At 50.2% G+C, this 18,266-nt stretch carries 17 protein-coding genes; 9 read left to right on the plus strand and 8 right to left on the minus strand.

The genetic code is table 11. From position 1 onward, the window contains the following. The first annotated feature begins 110 nt into the window (after positions 1-110). Positions 111-500, plus strand: a complete 390-nt coding sequence (msrB, locus tag Q4491_RS00515; protein WP_192015124.1) for a peptide-methionine (R)-S-oxide reductase MsrB — start codon at positions 111-113, stop codon at positions 498-500. A 26-nt stretch (positions 501-526) separates the two neighbouring features. Here the strand turns inward: msrB and Q4491_RS00520 are convergent, their stop codons facing one another. After that, positions 527-1,414 carry a DUF2989 domain-containing protein gene (locus tag Q4491_RS00520; RefSeq protein ID WP_303453280.1) on the minus strand — a complete coding sequence of 296 codons (888 nt, stop codon included), beginning with the start codon at positions 1,412-1,414 and terminating at the stop codon, positions 527-529. A gap of 209 nt (positions 1,415-1,623) precedes the next feature. Here Q4491_RS00520 and Q4491_RS00525 point away from each other — a divergent pair, with 209 nt between their 5' ends. Next, complete coding sequence (locus Q4491_RS00525) at positions 1,624-1,923, plus strand: YeaC family protein (protein ID WP_218382882.1); 300 nt, start codon at positions 1,624-1,626, stop codon at positions 1,921-1,923. A gap of 42 nt (positions 1,924-1,965) precedes the next feature. Here the strand turns inward: Q4491_RS00525 and Q4491_RS00530 are convergent, their stop codons facing one another. The 3 genes from Q4491_RS00530 to sppA form a co-directional block, all read right to left on the minus strand. Then, entirely contained in the window at positions 1,966-2,640 is a 675-nt protein-coding gene (locus Q4491_RS00530) for a glutathione S-transferase family protein (protein ID WP_303453288.1), read from the minus strand. Between the two features lie 106 nt (positions 2,641-2,746). Further along, positions 2,747-3,760: an asparaginase gene (gene ansA, locus Q4491_RS00535; RefSeq protein ID WP_192015127.1), complete on the minus strand. Its 1,014-nt coding sequence runs from the start codon at positions 3,758-3,760 to the stop codon at positions 2,747-2,749. 118 nt (positions 3,761-3,878) lie between these two features. Continuing rightward, on the minus strand, positions 3,879-5,732 hold the full coding sequence (sppA, locus tag Q4491_RS00540; protein WP_303453292.1) for a signal peptide peptidase SppA: 1,854 nt from the start codon (positions 5,730-5,732) through the stop codon (positions 3,879-3,881). Between the two features lie 210 nt (positions 5,733-5,942). On the opposite strand from sppA, the gene Q4491_RS00545 reads away from it, so the two are divergent. From Q4491_RS00545 to Q4491_RS00555, 3 genes are all read left to right on the plus strand, one after another. Beyond that, a complete protein-coding gene (locus Q4491_RS00545) occupies positions 5,943-7,958 on the plus strand; it encodes an NADPH-dependent 2,4-dienoyl-CoA reductase (RefSeq protein ID WP_303453295.1) in 2,016 nt (671 codons plus the stop codon). Between the two features lie 128 nt (positions 7,959-8,086). Then, entirely contained in the window at positions 8,087-8,635 is a 549-nt protein-coding gene (locus Q4491_RS00550) for an NAD(P)H nitroreductase (RefSeq protein WP_303453298.1), read from the plus strand. A gap of 170 nt (positions 8,636-8,805) precedes the next feature. After that, positions 8,806-10,797 (plus strand): DNA topoisomerase III, encoded by a 1,992-nt coding sequence (locus tag Q4491_RS00555; RefSeq protein WP_303453301.1) that lies wholly within the window; start codon positions 8,806-8,808, stop codon positions 10,795-10,797. Here the strand turns inward: Q4491_RS00555 and Q4491_RS00560 are convergent. Beyond that, a complete protein-coding gene (locus Q4491_RS00560) occupies positions 10,781-12,295 on the minus strand; it encodes a GGDEF domain-containing protein (RefSeq protein WP_303453303.1) in 1,515 nt (504 codons plus the stop codon). The genes Q4491_RS00555 and Q4491_RS00560 overlap by 17 nt on opposite strands. Before the next feature lie 222 nt (positions 12,296-12,517). On the opposite strand from Q4491_RS00560, the gene Q4491_RS00565 reads away from it, so the two are divergent. Beyond that, positions 12,518-12,664, plus strand: a complete 147-nt coding sequence (locus Q4491_RS00565; RefSeq protein WP_303453306.1) for a hypothetical protein — start codon at positions 12,518-12,520, stop codon at positions 12,662-12,664. Positions 12,665-12,731: 67 nt separating this feature from the next. Then, complete coding sequence (locus tag Q4491_RS00570; RefSeq protein ID WP_192015133.1) at positions 12,732-13,007, plus strand: hypothetical protein; 276 nt, start codon at positions 12,732-12,734, stop codon at positions 13,005-13,007. A 70-nt stretch (positions 13,008-13,077) separates the two neighbouring features. Here Q4491_RS00570 and Q4491_RS00575 read toward each other — a convergent pair whose 3' ends face one another. Together Q4491_RS00575 and Q4491_RS00580 are read right to left on the minus strand one after the other, a co-directional pair. After that, on the minus strand, positions 13,078-14,952 hold the full coding sequence (locus Q4491_RS00575; protein ID WP_218382893.1) for a DUF3413 domain-containing protein: 1,875 nt from the start codon (positions 14,950-14,952) through the stop codon (positions 13,078-13,080). Between the two features lie 33 nt (positions 14,953-14,985). Next, on the minus strand, positions 14,986-15,204 hold the full coding sequence (locus Q4491_RS00580) for a YejL family protein (protein ID WP_027252814.1): 219 nt from the start codon (positions 15,202-15,204) through the stop codon (positions 14,986-14,988). Positions 15,205-15,280: 76 nt separating this feature from the next. Here Q4491_RS00580 and yejK point away from each other — a divergent pair, with 76 nt between their 5' ends. Further along, positions 15,281-16,294: a nucleoid-associated protein YejK gene (yejK, locus tag Q4491_RS00585; RefSeq protein WP_303453314.1), complete on the plus strand. Its 1,014-nt coding sequence runs from the start codon at positions 15,281-15,283 to the stop codon at positions 16,292-16,294. A 234-nt stretch (positions 16,295-16,528) separates the two neighbouring features. Here yejK and Q4491_RS00590 read toward each other — a convergent pair whose 3' ends face one another. Further along, positions 16,529-16,762 carry a hypothetical protein gene (locus tag Q4491_RS00590; RefSeq protein WP_303453317.1) on the minus strand — a complete coding sequence of 78 codons (234 nt, stop codon included), beginning with the start codon at positions 16,760-16,762 and terminating at the stop codon, positions 16,529-16,531. Positions 16,763-17,013: 251 nt separating this feature from the next. On the opposite strand from Q4491_RS00590, the gene asd reads away from it, so the two are divergent. Then, the gene (gene asd, locus Q4491_RS00595; RefSeq protein WP_192015361.1) at positions 17,014-18,129 is read left to right on the plus strand and encodes an aspartate-semialdehyde dehydrogenase; all 1,116 of its coding nucleotides are present in this window, start codon (positions 17,014-17,016) and stop codon (positions 18,127-18,129) included. Positions 18,130-18,266 lie beyond the last annotated feature (137 nt).

An 18,266-nucleotide genomic window follows, 5' to 3' on the forward strand; every position in this document is an offset into this window, starting at 1 on the left:
TGCACTGTTTCGATGTAAAAACCTTTCGAGCAAAAGTATGTGCCATATATGCAAAAATTGGCAAATTTTAAGTAGTACGGTTTTGGAAAACTGTGTTTACAGGCAGATAAATGGCTTTTAAAACAAATTCTTACTGGAAAGAACTGCTATCAGATGAACAATATTATGTCTGTCGGGAAGGTGGCACAGAAGCCCCTTTTTCAGGCACGTTATTGCATAATAAGAAAACAGGAATATATCACTGCACTTGTTGTCAAATTGCCTTATTTCATTCTGAGCAAAAATACGATTCGGGATGTGGCTGGCCGAGTTTTGATGCGCCTGTTAAATCTGATTCAATTCGATATTTAAGCGATACCAGTCATGGGATGAAGCGAACGGAAATTCGCTGCGCTGAGTGTGACAGTCATTTAGGGCATGTATTTGATGATGGGCCGGTTTCTACCGGGCAGCGATACTGCGTCAATTCGGTCTCACTGCAATTTAGTGAAGTAGAGTAACGGCAGTGCTGCCCGTGATGGCGTTGTCAGGACGGTGGCTGGTCGGGTTGCTGGCTTGGCAGGGAGATCAGATTTTTTTCTACATAGACACGGTTAAAATGGCCGGCACTGATGCTCTGTATGATGCTGTCTGCTAAGGAATCCAGATGACTTTTATCTTGTTGCGGCATTGGATACAGGCGCGATAAGGTCTCTGAATTGGCCACGGGTAGTCCCATCAGGCTACCTACTCTTGACCATAAATAGGCTTCGGTTTTGTTGTTGTCCTGATGGGCCTGCGTCGCCAGTGTCAGAATAATGTCTGGTTTCACTTTAACCTTACCCTGATAAAGCTCCAGAGCTCTTAACAGAAGCTGGCGAGTTTTGGCTTTATCAACACCAGTATAAAAAGAGGCCAGTGCCAGTTGCAATTCCGGTGTCTGAAGCTGGCCTGTGCCTTCCAATTTCAGAAATTCTTCCTTAGCCTGGTGCTCGCCCTGGCTCCAGCGGTCATAAATAACTTCGGGTTCTTTGGAGTCAGCCAGCTCTTCGCTTAGCTGTTCCATGACCTCATAACTGTGAATAAGCGCAGCGGTCCGCACTGATTTACGTTCTTTATAGCGGGTTGGTTCAATTTCTGCGGCATACTCCAGGCAATACTGGTAGCTGCGGGTGAACTCAAGAGTATGCAGTTTTTCAATGTCAGTTGGCGTTTTCAGCTGTTTATAGCGTTGCCAAATGAGATCTGTACGCTGGATACGGCATTGGCCGTCATTGTTATTCAGTCCTTTACATAGCTCGGGATGTGCCGAGCAAAGACTGTCGGTTGTTTTAAACTCGCCCTGGCAGGCTGGCAGAAATACGACAGCAGATAAAAAAAACAAAATGTTGCGCGTTTTTTTGCCAGAAGAAGTCATGTGCGGTGCGTTACTCATAGGTGGGTTCACTAGAATCAAGAATACCCTAATACCTATCGGCAGAAACTGACCTGAGAGAAAGAATAATGTGACATTGCTGCAGTGTGATCACGAAAACAAAAGAAAACTAAAACCAAGACGCTACTTGACTGGCAAACTCAGGTCATTATCGTAGCCTACCATTGCAAGTGGCCTGAAATAGTCGGGCATGAAGAGGAGTAGATGGGATGGATGTACAACAGATTCTGGCTGCCATGACCCCAGAGGTGTACCAAAAGTTACTGGCGGCGGCTGAAACAGGTAAATGGGCTGATGGCACCCCATTAACTGAGGCTCAGAAAGAGTCCACCATGCAGGCCGTCATGCTGTATCAGTCTCGTCATAATACCGAGGCCGAGCATATGACAGTGGCAGCCGGTGGTGAGATTCGCTTTAAGTCTAAATCTGAGCTCAAGCGTGATTTTGCCATAGAAGACAGTGAAACCCCTGTGGCAGATATTGCCCGTTTCTCTTTACAGCAAAACTGACACCTATGACCCTGTAAAGGCTGGTGCGCTCATCTGCAGTTATCACTGCCTGGGCACAGTGAAAGGCACAGGGTCACAGTAAAACCCACTCAATTCATGATCTTCCTCCGTCACCAGACTAGACACCCAGGGCTCTTGCTCAATACCTTCCAGATACATGGCCAGTTTGGGATAGTAAGGTTTCAATCTTAAGCCAGCCATCCAGCCACTGCGGAAAATACTCCATAGCGTAATTTCGGCCATCGAAAAACGGGTCGTAATATAACCTTCTGCCGGCACTTGTTCTTCCAGGTAGTTCAGAACCGGCGGCAGATGATGCTGAATGCAGTCGTCAATGGCATCCTGATCAACGTCTTTTTCCAGAATCTGCCCCCTCAGAATTTTCTGATAGAAGAGCACGCCAGCGAGCAGTGCGCTGAGCCGGGTATCGGCATATTCTTCCAGCCACCGGATTTTTGCTCTTTCACCGGCATCGCCCGGGTACAGCGGAGGAACCGGGTAGATGTCGTCAAGGTAATGGGCAATAACTGTTGAGTCGATAACTGTCAGACTGTCATGTTCCAGCACCGGCACTTTTCCCATTGGATGGCGTTTGTGCGCCAACTCTTTTTCCAGGTACGGGTTGAGCGGTTGTAAGTTGTAATTCAGCCCTTTGTAAGATAAGGCCAGCATGATTTTTCTGACAAAAGGAGAAATGGAGGCGCCGTGCAGAATCATAGTCAACCTTGCTCATAGTCAACAGACGAAATTTGCTATAAGTGTAGCTGAGATATAAAAAGAGCCGCACGAGTGCGGCTCAATTGGGGGAGTCCGATTAACTTGATTAGCGGGATAACTCGCCGCGGATGTCCTGTTGCATCAGCTCACGCACTTTTTCTGTTGGCAGCGCCTGGCTGAGCAGAAAGTGCAGTTTCGCCAGTGCGGCTTCCCGAGTCATATCATAACCACTGAGTACGCCGGCATCCGCCAGTGCACAGCCAGTTGCGTAGCCATCCATGTTCACTTTTCCGGACAGGCACTGAGTCAGGTTAACCACTATGACGCCGCGGTCGGCCGCTTCTTTAAGCTGAGCCAGAAGATCAGCGTTTTGCGGCGCATTACCCACTCCGAATGTCAGCAGGATCATGGCGTTGACCGGCTGGCGCAGGGTGTTGCGGATAACTTCAGGTGAAATGCCGGGGTACATAGTAATCACACCGATTGGTTGCGGGGTAATTTGGTGTACCCGAAACTCACCTGCCGGCTGTTTGTTCAGCTCTGTGGCTGGTTTTACCTGAATGTTGATACCTGCTTCGATCAGCGCTGGCATATTGGGTGAAATAAAAGCATTGAAACCGTCGGCATGGGCTTTTGTGCTGCGGTTGCCGCGCAGAAGCTGGTTATTGAAGAAAACCGTCACTTCATTAACCGGGTAATTAGCCGCGAGATGCAGCGCATTAAGCAGGTTGCTCTGACCGTCTGAGCGCATTTCTGCCAGTGGGATTTGCGAGCCGGTGACAATCACAGGCTTGCCCAGATTTTCCAGCATGAAGGATAAAGCAGAAGCGGTATAGGCCATGGTGTCCGTACCATGAAGAATGACAAATCCATCAAACTTGTCGTAGTTGGCCTTAATATCATCAGCAATGCGTTGCCAGTCTTCAGGAGTCATATCTGAAGAGTCAATCAGTGGCGCATATTCATGGATAGTGAATGCAGGCATTTCTGAGCGGTGAAACTCAGGCATGTTCTGCAGTTGCTGTTCCATAAAACCAGCGACAGGAATATATCCGTGAGCTGACTTCTGCATTCCAATTGTTCCGCCTGTGTAGGCGATATAGATATGTTTTTTTGTCATTAGAGTACGGGTACAGCATAGTTATTGATGGTGAAGGCATTATACGGTGAAAACCGGCGAAAAAAAGCCCGGATATACCGGGCTAAGTCAAGTTTCATCACTGTGAATCCGAAAAGAGTTAATTTCCTGTGCTGGAACAATTCAGACAGAAAGCATATTGTCCTTTGGGATCATTGAAATTATTCATATTGGTGATATCGGCTGTAATATGGCGCAAAGCCGGCGTGAACACATTGGGTAGCTGGGCGGATATTGCCATGCCAATGCGCGCGCTGGTTTCTGACGTCATATCCTGCAGAAACTGCTCCATCGGGCTGAGCGGCAAGGCTATCCAGCGAATGTCGTAGTTGTCCAGTTTTGCCAGTTTGGCCGCAGAGACAATGGCATCATCGAAATCACCCAGACGATCAACCAGACCCAGTTTTAATGCATCCTGACCCGTCCAGACCCGGCCTTGTGCTATTTTGTCTGTCTCTTCGAGTGATATATGGCGATTCTCGCTGACCAGGCTGATAAAGCGCTGATAGCCGTTTTCGATACCCAGCTGGAAAATTTCAGCGACATCGTCAGGCAAGCCTCGGGTTATCCCGATACCGGCAAAGGGGGTAGTACCGACGCCATCGCTGTGTACCCCGATGTTTTCCAGGCCTTTTTCAAAGGTAGCCAGCATGCCGAAGATACCGATAGAACCTGTGATAGTGGTTGGCTGAGCAATAATTTCACTGGCGCTGGACGAGATCCAGTAACCGCCGGATGCCGCCAGGCTGGACATTGACACCACTACAGGCTTGCCAGCCAGTTTTAATGCATCCACTTCATTGCGGATAATCTCAGAAGCGAAGGCACTGCCACCAGGGCTGTCAACGCGCAGAATCACCGCTTTAATGTCATCATCAAGACGGGCTTCTCGCAGTAAAGCGGCCGTTGTGTCGCCACCGACTCTGCCTTGCCCTTGCTGACCATCGACAATTGCGCCGCTGGCAACGACTATGGCAATACCATTGCGGCTTGGCTCGAATGGTGCACTGACCGAAGGCTGATAATCGTAATAACTGATCTGATTAAAGCCATGGTCGCCATCGCTGCCAAATTCCTTGATAAAGGTCTGGCGTAGTTGGGTACGGCTGATCAGTTCGTCTACCAGTCCCATTTTCTGGCTCAGGCGTGCGAAATCGCCCTCGACACTTTTCAGTTCTGCAACCAGATCTTTGACTTCAGGGTTCAGGACACTGGCATGGATGTGGCGGTTACGTGCGACATCCAACGTGTAAGCGTCCCACATCTGGTTGAGCCAGACTGTGTTTGCTTCGCGGGCAGCGTCTGACATGTTGTCACGGGTGTAGGGCTCAACGAATGATTTATAGGTCCCGACGCGGAAGACATGGGTGGTGACATCCAGGTTATCCAGTAAGGTTTTATAGTACAGCGAATAGCTGCCGTAACCTGTCAGCATCACGCCGCCGTCGGCAGACATGAACACTTTGTCGGCGAAGCTGGCCAGGTAGTACTGGCTCTGGCGGTAGTGATCGCCCGTGGCATAGACAGGTTTGCCAGCCTGCTTGAATTCTTCAATGGCCTTGGCAATGTAGCGCAGCTTCGTCAGGTTCGTCTCTGGCATGCTTTTCAGATTCAGGATAAGGCCGGTGATCCTGTCATCCTTGGCGGCAGCCCGAATGGTATCGACGATGTCAAACAGGATATTTTCCTGAACCGGCACCTGACCCATGGCGCTGTCGACAAATTGATCGAAGGGATTGACGTAGGAGCGCTGCTCAACAATCGGACCGTCAATATCCAGTACCAAAGCGGCCTTTTCTGGCAGAACCGGCGATTCAGCCCCTTGCTGGAAGGCAAAAATGATGACCCCAATCAGAGCAATAAAAAACAGGTTAAAAAATAGCTGACGGGTAAAGCTCAACAGCTTCCAACATCCGCGCAGCACTTTGGCAATGCCTTTTAGTAGTACTTTCATGGCCTTTCCTGATAATAAATCCCAGTGCTTATCCTAACCGAGACACAGTGTAAAATCCTAATGATAGCTATATTGCGACTAAAATTGCGTATTTGGAAAGTACCGCAGCAGTGATGGATGTTGAGGTTATGTAAACAGGTGTTTGAGTGAAGGTTAACCCTATGCTATAACTGGTCTGACCTACAATAATTAAAGAGATATAGGGAAGCTATGGACACTCTTACCTACCCACACTTGCTGGCACCTTTGGATCTTGGCTTCACTCAGCTTAAAAACCGGGTGTTGATGGGGTCTATGCATACTGGCCTGGAAGAAGCACACGATGGATTTAAAAAGCTGTCTGCCTTTTACGCTGCCCGCGCCAGAGGTGGAGTAGGCTTGATTGTAACTGGCGGCTTTGCACCCAATTTTCGCGGCCGCTTGACACCACTCAGTGCCGAATTCAGCAGCGGACGAGCGGCAAGGGCACACCGGGTTATTACAGATGCTGTCCACAAAGAAGGCGGCAAGATTGCCATTCAGCTTCTGCATGCCGGGCGCTATGCGATGCATCCGTTTGCTGTCAGTGCTTCTGGCATTAAAGCACCTATCTCTAAATTTACGCCCAAAGAAATGAGCCGCCGCCAGATCCTCAAGACCATTGACGCCTTTGCACGCAGCTCTGAGCTGGCGAGAGAAGCGGGTTATGACGGCGTTGAGCTGATGGGCTCTGAAGGTTATCTGATCAATCAGTTTATCTGTCAGCGTTCCAACCACAGAACCGATGAATGGGGCGGTAGCTATGAGAACCGGGTCCGTTTTCCTATTGAATTGGTGAAAGCCGTTCGTGCCCAGGTAGGCACAGATTTTATTATTATTTTCCGTCTTTCGATGCTGGATCTGGTGGAGCAGGGCAGTACCTATGATGAAGTGGTACAGCTGGCTCAGGCGCTGGAAGCCGCCGGTGTGACCATTCTCAATACCGGTATCGGCTGGCATGAGGCGCGAGTTCCTACTATAGCGACTCAGGTTCCCCGGGCAGCGTTCAGCTGGGTAACGGAAAAGCTGAAAGGTAAAGTGTCTATCCCGCTGGTGACCTGTAACCGGATTAATACGCCAGAGGTGGCAGAGTCCATTCTTGCTGCCGATCAGGCGGATATGGTGTCCATGGCCCGTCCGTTCCTGGCTGACGCTGATTTTGTGCTGAAGGCCGAACAGAACCGTGCCGACGACATTAATACCTGTATTGGCTGTAATCAGGCCTGTCTGGATCATGTTTTTGCCGGCAAGCGGGCAAGTTGCCTGGTTAACCCTCAGGCCTGTTATGAGACAGAGTTAGTGCTGACCCCGGCCGCACAGCACCGCAAAGTGGCGGTTATCGGTGCGGGTCCTGCTGGGCTGGCTTTCGCAACGGCTGCTGCAGAACGCGGCTTCGAGGTCGATTTATACGAGAAGAACGAGTATATCGGCGGGCAGTTTAATCTGGCGATGCAAATTCCGGGTAAAGAAGAATTCCGGGAAACGATTCGTTATTTCTCCCGCCGTTTGAGCCAGACAGGTGTGAACCTGAAACTGGGCAAGGCGGTGGATATCAATGAGCTGAAAGGCTATGACGATGTCGTGGTCTCGACCGGGGTGAAACCTCGTATTCCCGCCATTCCCGGATTGGAAGCCAGCGATAAGGTGATAGATTATCAGACACTGATCCGCGATAAAGTGCAGCTGGGTCAGCGGGTGGCTGTGATCGGTGCTGGTGGTATCGGGGTGGATGTCTCAAGTATGCTGACAGAACCTCAGGACAGTTCGCTGGACAGCTGGTTACAGGATTGGGGCATCGATAAAACCATTACCCATGCTGGTGGTTTATGTACGCCTCAAAGCGAGCACAGTGAGCGCCAGGTGTGGCTGATGCAGCGCCGGCCCGGCAAGATGGGTAAAGGGCCGGGTAAGACGACAGGCTGGATCCACCAGCAGGTGTTGCTGAAACGCGGTGTTGAAATGCTCTCCGGCGTCAGCTACGAGAAGATTGATGAACAAGGCCTGCATATCAGCGTGGAAGGACAGCAGCGCGTGCTGGAAGTTGATCATATTGTGCTGTGCGCCGGTCAGACTTCGGTGGAAGAATTGTCGGCACCGCTCAAAGCGCTGGGCATCAAGGTGCATGTCATCGGTGGTGCTGAATTCGCCGGGGAAGTGGATGCCAAGCGTGTTATCCGGCAGGGAACTGAGCTGGCTGCCCGTCTTTAGATATCGGCAGATATCGGCTACTGTGACCAAGAGGCTCCTGAGGGAGCCTCTTTTCGTTGCCGTTACTCAGAAGAGCAGATGTGGTATGGTATTTAACAAGAATTGTTATCATCGAGGATACATAATTTATGGATGCACTGTCGCTGCTGCTTAATCGTCGCTCCTTGCCTAAAATGACCGCCCCGGCCCCTCAGGGTGAAGTGCTGGACAATATTCTTCGTGCCGGCCTTCGGGCACCGGATCACGGTGCGTTGACTCCCTGGCGTTTTATCGTCTCGGAAGGAGAAGGTTTGCAAAAGCTGGCCGATATTCTGGTCTCTGCTGCCCAGGCTGATAAGGCAGAAGAGGCGGTGATCGAAAAAGCCTCTAAAGCCCCTTTCCGTGCGCCTATGGTGATTACTGTTGTCGCTAAAGTGCAGCCCAGCGATAAAATTCCAGTGATTGAACAACATCTGTCGGCAGGCTGTGCGGCTCAGGCGATGCAGATGGCGGCGGTTGCTCAGGGTTATGCGGGCTTTTGGCGAACAGGAAGCTGGGCATATCATACTGTGGTACGCGAAGCGCTGGGCGTACAGGGTGATGATATGATTGTCGGTTTTCTGTATCTGGGCACCCCGGATTGCCGTGATGCGAAAGCGCCAGAGCGGGATTTGGCGCAATTTGTTGAGTATTTATAGCTTTCTGTATAGTTTCCTGCAGGCTTCTTCAGGCAGCTTATTGCTGCCTGTCTCTCCTCAATCCTGCGACGGCTTTGTGAACTTTTACTGGGTTTATATCCAGTAATGATTGTCACCTATTGCTGAATTCTTTATAGTGCGGAGAGTTATTTCCAGTAGTTACAGACTTCATGACCCGTCTTTATATCGCTGAAAAACCCAGCCTTGGACGTGCTATTGCAGCCGTCTTACCCCGTCCGCATAAGAATCATCAAGGCTACATTGAAGTCGCCAACGGCGACATTGTCACCTGGTGTATCGGCCATTTGCTCGAGCAGGTCGAGCCGGATGCGTATGATCCGCGTTATAAGAAATGGAATCTGGATGATTTGCCTATCATTCCTGAGCAGTGGCAACTGGCACCGAGAAAATCGGCTAAGCAGCAACTGAGTGTGGTCCGCAAGTTAGCTAAACTGGCAGATGAAGTGATACATGCTGGCGATCCGGACAGGGAAGGTCAGCTGCTGGTCGATGAAGTGATCGACTATGTTAAGCTGGCCGCCGCGAAAAAAGCGGCCATGAAACGCTTACTTATCTCAGATCTTAACCCGGCAGCAGTGAAAAGAGCGCTCGGGCAGTTAAGAGACAATAGCGATTTTATTCCGCTGTCTGTGTCAGCTCTGGCCCGCTCCCGGGCGGATTGGCTGTACGGCATGAATATGTCTCGTGCTTATACCTTGCTCGGGCAGCGGGGCGGCTATAAAGGCGTACTGTCGGTCGGCAGGGTACAAACACCTGTGCTTGGGCTGGTGACTCGCCGGGATGACGAGATCGCCAATTTCGTGCCGGTTCCTTTCTATGATGTCTATGCATTGATCCCCTATCAGGACAACGTTATCCGCGCCCGTTGGCAGCCGAGCAAGGCCTGTGAACCCTGGCAAGACGATGAAGGCCGGGTGCTTAATCGCAAGCTGTGTGAAAATGTTGTGGCACGCATTAAGGGTCAGCCAGCCACTGTTTCGGATGCGGAGCGAAAAGAAACCCGCCAATCGCCGCCCTTACCTTATTCTCTGTCGGCACTGCAGATCGATACAGCGCGTCGCTTTGGCATGAGCGCGGCGGATGTACTGGCGTGCTGTCAGTCGTTGTACGAGAAGCACAAAGTCATCACCTATCCGCGTTCTGACTGCCGCTATCTGCCGGCCGATCACTATCATCAGGCCAGTGAGGTGGTGAAAGCTGTGTCTTCAACGGCACCGCAGATGCTTGAGGCGGTCAAGGGCGCAGACTTATCAATACGCTCAAAAGCCTGGAATGACAGTAAAGTGGATGCGCACCATGCCATTATTCCCACCCCGAAAGCGGTGCAGCCCGGCAGCCTGAATGATCAGGAAGCCAAGGTTTATCAGTTGATTGCCCGTCAGTATCTGATGCAGTTTTACCCGGCGGCGGTTTACGCGGAAGCTAAGCTGACATTTGCTATCGCAGGTGGGGTGTTTATTGCCAGAGGCCGCCAACTGATGCAGCCAGGCTGGAAAGTGTTGCAGGGTAAAGACGATGCCGACAAAGAGCAGGATCTGGCCGATAAAGTACCGCCTTTGGATAAAGGCATAGTGCTGACCTGCCAGGACGGAGAAATCAAAGACAGGGTGACGGAGCCGCCTAAGCATTTTACCGAAGCAACTTTGCTTCAGGCGATGACGGGGATCGCCAGATTTGTGGCAGATAAATCGCTGAAGAAGATTCTGCGCGACACGGACGGTTTAGGTACGGAAGCAACCCGGGCCGGTATTATGGAAGTCTTGTTCAAGCGGCAGTTACTCTACCGTCAGGGGAAGAATATTCATGCCTCAGACGCTGGTCGCGCTCTGGTGTACGCCTTACCTGATGAAGCGACCTACCCGGACATGACGGCACATTGGGAACACCAGCTGCAGGACATGGCTGAGCGGAAATATGCCTACCAGCCGTTTATGGGAGCGCTGCAACAGCAGATTGAGCAACTGATGGGGTCGATCAAATCAGGTGGTGTCCCGCCAAGCCTCCGAACACTTCAGGCGGTTGCTCCTCCGGCCAGTAAAGGAAAGGGCGGCTATAACCGGCGTACGCGGGGCAGGCAACATTCGGGTGCTACAAGTCAGAAAAGTACCGGCCAGAAAAGAGCGGCTAGTCGTCGTAAATAAAAAAGGCATCCCGGCCCAGCGATTTGGCTTTGTATAAGGCGCTGTCGGCCTGATTAAACAGTTGATCCGCTGTCGACTGTTTGTCCGGCACCATACAACTGATGCCAACACTCACAGTGACATTGCAGTATTCCTGATCGTTGACAGGAATGAGCAACGAACGAACCGCTTTCAAGGTGTTTTCGGCGGCGACAATCGCTGCCTGAGCGTTTTGACCCGGCAGCAAGATAACGAATTCTTCTCCGCCATAACGGGCAAACAGTGCCCCGGCCCGACGTTCGATCGAGACCAGCGTCTGGGCAAGCAGGGTCAGGCAACGGTCGCCCATCGCGTGACCATAAGTGTCATTGAACGACTTGAAGTGATCCACATCGATAATCAGCAATGAGACGGGTAACTGGTGCCGCTGGGCCCTGCGCCATTCTAAGGGCAGGGTTTGATCAAACACCCGCCGGTTCGGCACCTGCGTTAAGGGATCATGACGGGAAGTGTGTTCCAGTTGCCGGTTTAACTGCTGCAATTCCCGCGTCCGTTCGGTGACGCGCTTTTCCAGTTCGCCATTGAGCTGGCTGAGGTGTTCTTCTGTCTGTCTGCGCACCAGATGCTGAGAGACAATAAAGCTGAACTGCTTGAGAAGCTGCGGGTGATAGTCAGCCAGCGGGCGTCCGTTGATCAGGTTATCGTAAGCTATCCAGCCGACGCGTTTATCCCCGTCCCACAGTGACGTGTAAGCACTCCAGCCAAACCCGATTTCCTGTAAATCATGATAGAGCGACGTGTTCTCTTCAATGGCCAGGTAACCGTGTTGTGCCTGAGGATGGTCAATGAACCAGTGAGGCGGGATAGGGGATTCAAAATAGGCTTCTTTTACCGTATTGCCTTCAGTATCTGTGCCATAAGTGCCTTTCATCCGGTCATGCCCTGTCAGAAGAAAGATAGCGATACGATCAATCTTCAGCACTTTCTTTCCCTGTTCGACGGCATGAAAGAGCATATCGTCAATACTTTCAGCACGCCATAAAGCGAAAGAGATGTCGTGCAAGCCCTGCAGCATATCCAGTAAAACCGGGCCCGAACCGGCAGGCTGCTCTGCTGCGATGTCATTTTTCAGCTCGGCACTCAGGTGGAGGATACAAGGCTGTAAATAGTCAGGGTCTGTGCATGGCGAACCTGCCGGATAACTCAGTGCCAGCAAGCCAATAGGTGTACCCTGATGTTGCAGCGGGAGCCAAAGCACCGCCTTCTCAGCAGACTGCCGGTGAAAAGGCATCGGCTGACAAAGCCAGCCTTCGAGCTCTTCATCACGCGGTGATATAGGCAAGCTATGGAATGGGGTGCAATGCGTGAAATGAGTCCACTCAGCGTGCTTTTTTACGAACAGCCGACAGGATGAGGCACCCAAATGGCGGCAAAACAGAGGAAGCAGCCCGTCAATAACCGCTGATCTCTCTGTTGCTGTCTGCCATTGTGAAAAGTATGCCTGATAGAAGGAATCCATTCCGTTCTCGCTGCTACTGACCTGGAGGGTTAAGGAAATGTTTTTTAATACATTACGATATAAAAATAATGAAAAGAGAACAGAGTGCTAACGCGGGAAATTCAATAAACATATATAGCAATTAGTTAAAATCTGGCCGTAGTCAAATTTATTATGTGTGTGTGCGTTTTGTTGCATTGACACCCTGAAGGTATTTATTTTGCGGACGATGGACGATGGACGATGGACGATGGACGATGGACGATGGACGAAGGCGGTAATGCGTGTTTGTTGATGGCTTTGTTGCCAATTTGTGGCGGGCTGGCCTGGACATGCCGTAAGTCGCTCAGTAGCCAGACGGCCCTTGTGTCACTATTGAGACAGAGTTAACTGACAAGTTTCACTATTTTTACCTTACGGGGATATTTTGACTTTATTTACACCGTCAGGTGAGAACATGAAAAGACGACATGTGTTTTTATTGTGGGTATCACTGTCTCTGATTTTGTCGGCATGTGGCCAAACACGGCATGCTCAGCTCGCAGAACTGGGATTTGCCCGCAATTATCTTGAAGGGTATCAGGATGGTTGTGACAGCCGAAAAGTACAGGCGACGACTTTCTATGACGGGTTTCGTCAGGATCCTGAGAGAATGAAGAAAGAGAATAAATACGCGAATGGCTGGAATGATGGCTATGAGCAATGCTACGCCAGCAATATTGATTACCATTAGTTAGTTTAGTTGGCCGGCCGGTAATGTTCATAAAGAGCAGGGCAGCTATATGGGCTGCCCTGTTGAGAGATTATTGCGCAGACCCCGGCTGATAAAACCGCTTCAGCTCATGCATTACCTGCATCAAAGTGGAGAGTTTCGGTTTCCCGTTATCTTTCATTCTGTATTCAGCGTCGTACACAGTGTAGTTGCCGTATTTATCAACTATTGTGGTGCCTTCCGGCTGGACAACAACAATGTCCTGATGGTCGCCAGCCAACACCCAGCGGCGTTTATTGCTGGTATCGAACAGACTGATGCCACTGCTGTAAAACTCAGGTGCTGTCGTGGTACTGAGCAGGGTTTCCATCAGAGTAGGGACAATATCAAGGTGACTGGTTGCCCGGCTGATCTGTGCGGTTTGGCTATCTGGCCAATGTACGATCAGCGGTACTTTCAGCTGATACTGGCTGTAATTGGATCCCGAACCCCAGGAATTGGTGCCGGTTTCATTAAACTCAGTACCGTGGTTGGCGGTGATAATCACTACAGTATTGTCCAGCATGTCGCGTTTAATCAGGCTATCAAAGATGGCAATCAATTGCTCATCAACATAGTAAGCCGAATTACGATAACTGTTTTTCAGTAGCTCAGCCGGATCTGTGCTTGAGTCTTCACCGGGCTGAGTGTCTTTCAGCGAGGGTGAAAATGTGGCTGCAACGGCATTGTCAGAATCTTCGTAATCCTGGACTGATACCAGTTCCAGATAGCCAAACCAGGGTTTGCCTGCGGTTTGTTTGCTCAGCCAGCTTTGCATATTGGTAATGGCTTGCTGATCGCTATGTGTCTCCGGGTTCAGGGCCGCGGCTAAAGCTATCTGATCTTTGGTGAAGATAGCCTGCGGATAGATGACATCGGCAAAGCCTGAACCGCTGAACAAACCAAACCGATACCCGCGTTTAGTGAGGGTTTCGAGCAAGACCGGTGGGCTGTGCTCTGCCCGGATACTGGTATTGTAGGCGCCGGGCAGGCCATAAAATAAGCCAAAGGTCCCCAGGGTACTGTCGTTTCCAGTACTGTAATGCTCAGTAAAGTTCAGATTCTGCTGCGCGTAGGCAGCCAGATACGGCATGGTTTCAGCTGTGACCATATCACTGCGTAAACCATCGATCATAATAACCAACAGGTTCTGGCCGGTCCCTTTATCGCTGAATGACAGCGGCTTGAGCGGATAGCGGATGCTCTCGCTGTTTTCAACGCCCTGCTTTTCCTGCAGACGGGCATATTCCTGCCTGTCTAACAGGCCATGGCGTTCCATAAAGGATTTGGCTGTCATTGGATAAGACAGCGGAAAATTGGATCGCTGCGCCGTAACGGGTCGATAAAGATTGGCATCGGCCCAAATGTAGAGCAGATGGCTGGCGAGGAAACACAGTCCGAAAACAGAAGCAATCGGTACGCCGACATGCTTGCGTGTAAGTTTACGCAGCTTGCGCCACAGCCATTCAGACAGGAACAGCTGGAGCAGGAAAATGGCTGGCACGACTATGAACAAGTATTGCCAGCGGGCATTCAGTTCGGTGCGTTCCCCACTGAGTAACAGATCCCAGACCAGAGGGCTGAGATGGAGATCCAGGCTTTCATAAGCATGGGTGTCCAGAATCAGTATGGTTTGACCTATGGTTCCAACCAGCACCGCAAACAGTCGCATCAAACGCTGCGAAGGGATGAGAAAGCTGGCAGGAAACAGAATGAGAATGTAAAAGCCAAAAACCAGAAAGCCGAAATGACCCACCCAGCTCAGGCCCATATAAAGCTGCCCCATCAGGGTTTCCGGCCACTCCGAATGGATAATGTACCGGGTGCCTAACAGCATGGCGGCGATAATATTGAAAAAACTGAACCAGTGTCCCCAGCTAATCAGTTGAGACACGGTTTCTTTGTAGTTGTTTCCGCTGGAGACCATATACCTGTGTTCTTCTTCTCTCTGGTGCTGGGATTAATCTTTCTTGATTGAGGTCAGCAGAGCTTGGGCGAATTTATCAGCAATGGCTTGACGTTGTGATGCCGGAACATCGGCATTAATGATATTGGTAGCAACATTACCTACAATCATAAGCGCTAATTCAGCAGATGTATCGTGCTTTTCAAAGACATCGAACACATCATTAAGGATCTGTTCCACTTTTTCATTACTGTATTTTGATGTAATTGGCATATCAGGTCTTGTTTTATGGTGAAGAAAGCGACTTATAATACCCTACACTTTAGATTTACTGAAAAACTTTTCCATTATGAGTCTCACGCTTTCCAACGTCATCCTGCACCAATTCTCCAAAAACGAACAAGATGAGCTGTCTGTTCAGTTGAGAGAGCAGGAACTAGAACATACCGATACCACCACTGAACTGGTTGCTGAACTGCACCGGGTGTACAGCAGCAAGGGTACCAAAGGCTTTGGCCGATTCTCCGAAGAGAGTGAATTCGGTTACTGGCTGAAACAGTGCCGCCAGGGAGAACTGGATTTTCTGACTTTTTCAAATCAGGCGTCACAACGTCTGCAATCTGAGCTGGTGAAGTATCCGTTTGCTGATGCCGGGACACTGGTCATGGCGCAATACCAGTCTCTGGCCACCGATTATCTCTTCATTGGTCTTCTGCCGACCTGCCACAGCATGAAGGTGACTGATCAACTTGATATTAGCGCCACAGACTATCTGGATGTCAGCAAAATGGAAATTGTTGCCCGGATAGACTTGTCATCCTGGGAGACTGATCCCGAATGTAATCGCTACCTGACCTTTATCAAGGGGCGGGTTGGTCGTAAAGTGGCCGACTTTTTCCTGGATTTCCTGCAGGCGGAAGTCGGCCTGGATGTCAAAGTGCAGAATCAGGTGCTGATGCAGGCGGTTGAGGATTTCTGTGCTGATTCTCGTATGGATAAAGAGGAAAAGCAGCAATACCGCAAGCAGGTCTACGATTACTGCAACGGTCAGCTGCAGTCCGGTGAAGAAGTTGCGGTGAAAGAGTTGTCGGGTGAATTACCTGCCACAGAGGCCGGGGTCGACTTCTACCAGTTCACCTCCAACCAAGGCTATGAGCTGGAAGACACCTTTCCGGCTGATCGGACTGCCATGCGTAAGCTGACCAAGTTTGTCGGCTCTGGTGGCGGGCTGACGATCAACTTTGACAGCATGCTGCTGGGTGAGCGAATTTTCTACGATCCGGACACCGACACACTGACGATTAAAGGCACACCGCCGAACCTGAAAGATCAGCTTCAGCGACGTCAGAACAGCGACACCTGATACGCAGTTGAACAGTCGTACTGTACAGTTGGAAATCTGTGCAGTACGTCTTATCTAACTTTAGTGTTTCGGACACTTTATCCGTGTTATTCCTTAACTATTATTCAGCGCCAGTTTGCCAGCGCTGTCCCAACGCTTCACTCCTGATTATCTGCTTATTTTTGATCCTTTTCTCTGCCTTGGAATCCATCATTCTCGATGCCTTATTTAAGGTTTTTGCCTGTTGAGAGTAAATCAACCTTCTGATTGCGATAAAGTGATGTAAAGATAAATGAATACACGCTTTAGTGAATTAAAGAGTGTGAAAAACCGTATTTTAGCTTTTGCAGGAAAATCATGATTTATTCCCTGAAAATCTAGCATCATCGCTCTGTTCAATGACATCAAATTAGCTGAATGCTCTAAAAAAACTGGTGCGCTCATCATGCTGCGCTGTGTTACAGCTTTGACACCAGTTAATTTTGGCATTTTGTTGCGTTGGTAGGGGCTTTGCTTTATGGTATTTAGCTATCTTCGGTTCATGGCCGTTGCGATAATGCAGAGTATTTCTGGTGCGTAACAGCCATGAATGTGGTTTTCAAAAACGTGATTGAAATGGGTATGCGGCTGTCAGTGTGTCACTGATGGCCTTTATTTGACCTGTTGCATACTGAAGTGGCTTTTCTCCAATCAATTTAGGAGGTGCCCAATCACGTCAACATGGAGTGTAGCAAGCTATGATGAAAGTTGGTTTGATCGGTTGGCGCGGCATGGTAGGTTCCGTGCTTATGCAACGTATGGTGGAAGAAAAAGACTTTGACCATATTGAACCTGTTTTCTTTTCAACCTCTCAGGTTGGAATTCCTGCGCCTGACTTCGGTAAAGATGCAGGCGTACTTCATGATGCATTTGATATTGATGCACTGAAGAAGCTTGATGCCATTATTACCTGCCAGGGTGGCAGCTATACCGAGAAGGTGTATCCGGCGCTGCGTCAGGCAGGCTGGAAAGGTTACTGGATTGATGCGGCGTCTACGCTGCGTATGGATGATCAAACCATCATCACTCTGGATCCGGTTAACTTTGATCAGATTCAGCAGGGTATCCACTCTGGCGTGCGTTCATTCGCCGGTGGTAACTGTACTGTCAGCCTGATGCTGATGGCGGTCGGCGGACTGTTCAAGGCAGGTTTGGTTGAGTGGATGACCTCCCAGACTTATCAGGCGGCGTCAGGCGCGGGTGCCAAGAATATGCGTGAGTTGATCTCTCAGATGGGTGTCATTAATGACAACGTTACCAGCGAGCTGGCTAATCCGGCCACGTCTATTCTGGATATCGACCGTAAAGTGGCGCAAGCCATGCGCTCTGCCGATTTCCCGACATCTGAGTTCGGTGTGCCGTTGGCGGGCTCTCTGATCCCCTGGATCGATGTGAAGCGTGAAAACGGGCAGAGCAAAGAAGAGTGGAAAGGCGGCGTTGAGACTAACAAGATTCTGGCAACCGGCAACAGCCCGATTGCGATTGACGGGACCTGCGTGCGTATCGGTGCGATGCGTTGTCACAGCCAGGCGCTGACGCTGAAACTGAAGAAGAACGTCCCGTTGGATGAAATCGAAGGTATTATTGCGTCGCACAATGACTGGGTTAAAGTGATCCCGAATGAGCGTGATATTACCATGCAGGAGCTGACGCCAACGAAAGTAACAGGCACTCTGTCTGTACCTGTGGGCCGTCTGCGTAAGCTGGCAATGGGCGATGATTTCCTCAATGCGTTCACTGTGGGTGATCAGCTGTTGTGGGGTGCTGCTGAGCCGCTGCGCCGTACACTGCGTATCATTCTGGCAGAGAAAGCCTGATTGTTTGGATAATTCAGGTCGATGATTTTGCTCAGTAAGTAGTGGGGCTGCCTGCTGAAAAATCAGCATCTGAACAATCAACAACAAAGAACCATAAGAAAAGGCCCGCACTGAATGTGCGGGCCTTTTGCGATCTT

It is taken from the genome of Photobacterium sp. 2_MG-2023, from assembly GCF_030547675.1.
Taxonomy (GTDB): Bacteria; Pseudomonadota; Gammaproteobacteria; order Enterobacterales; family Vibrionaceae; genus Photobacterium; species Photobacterium arenosum.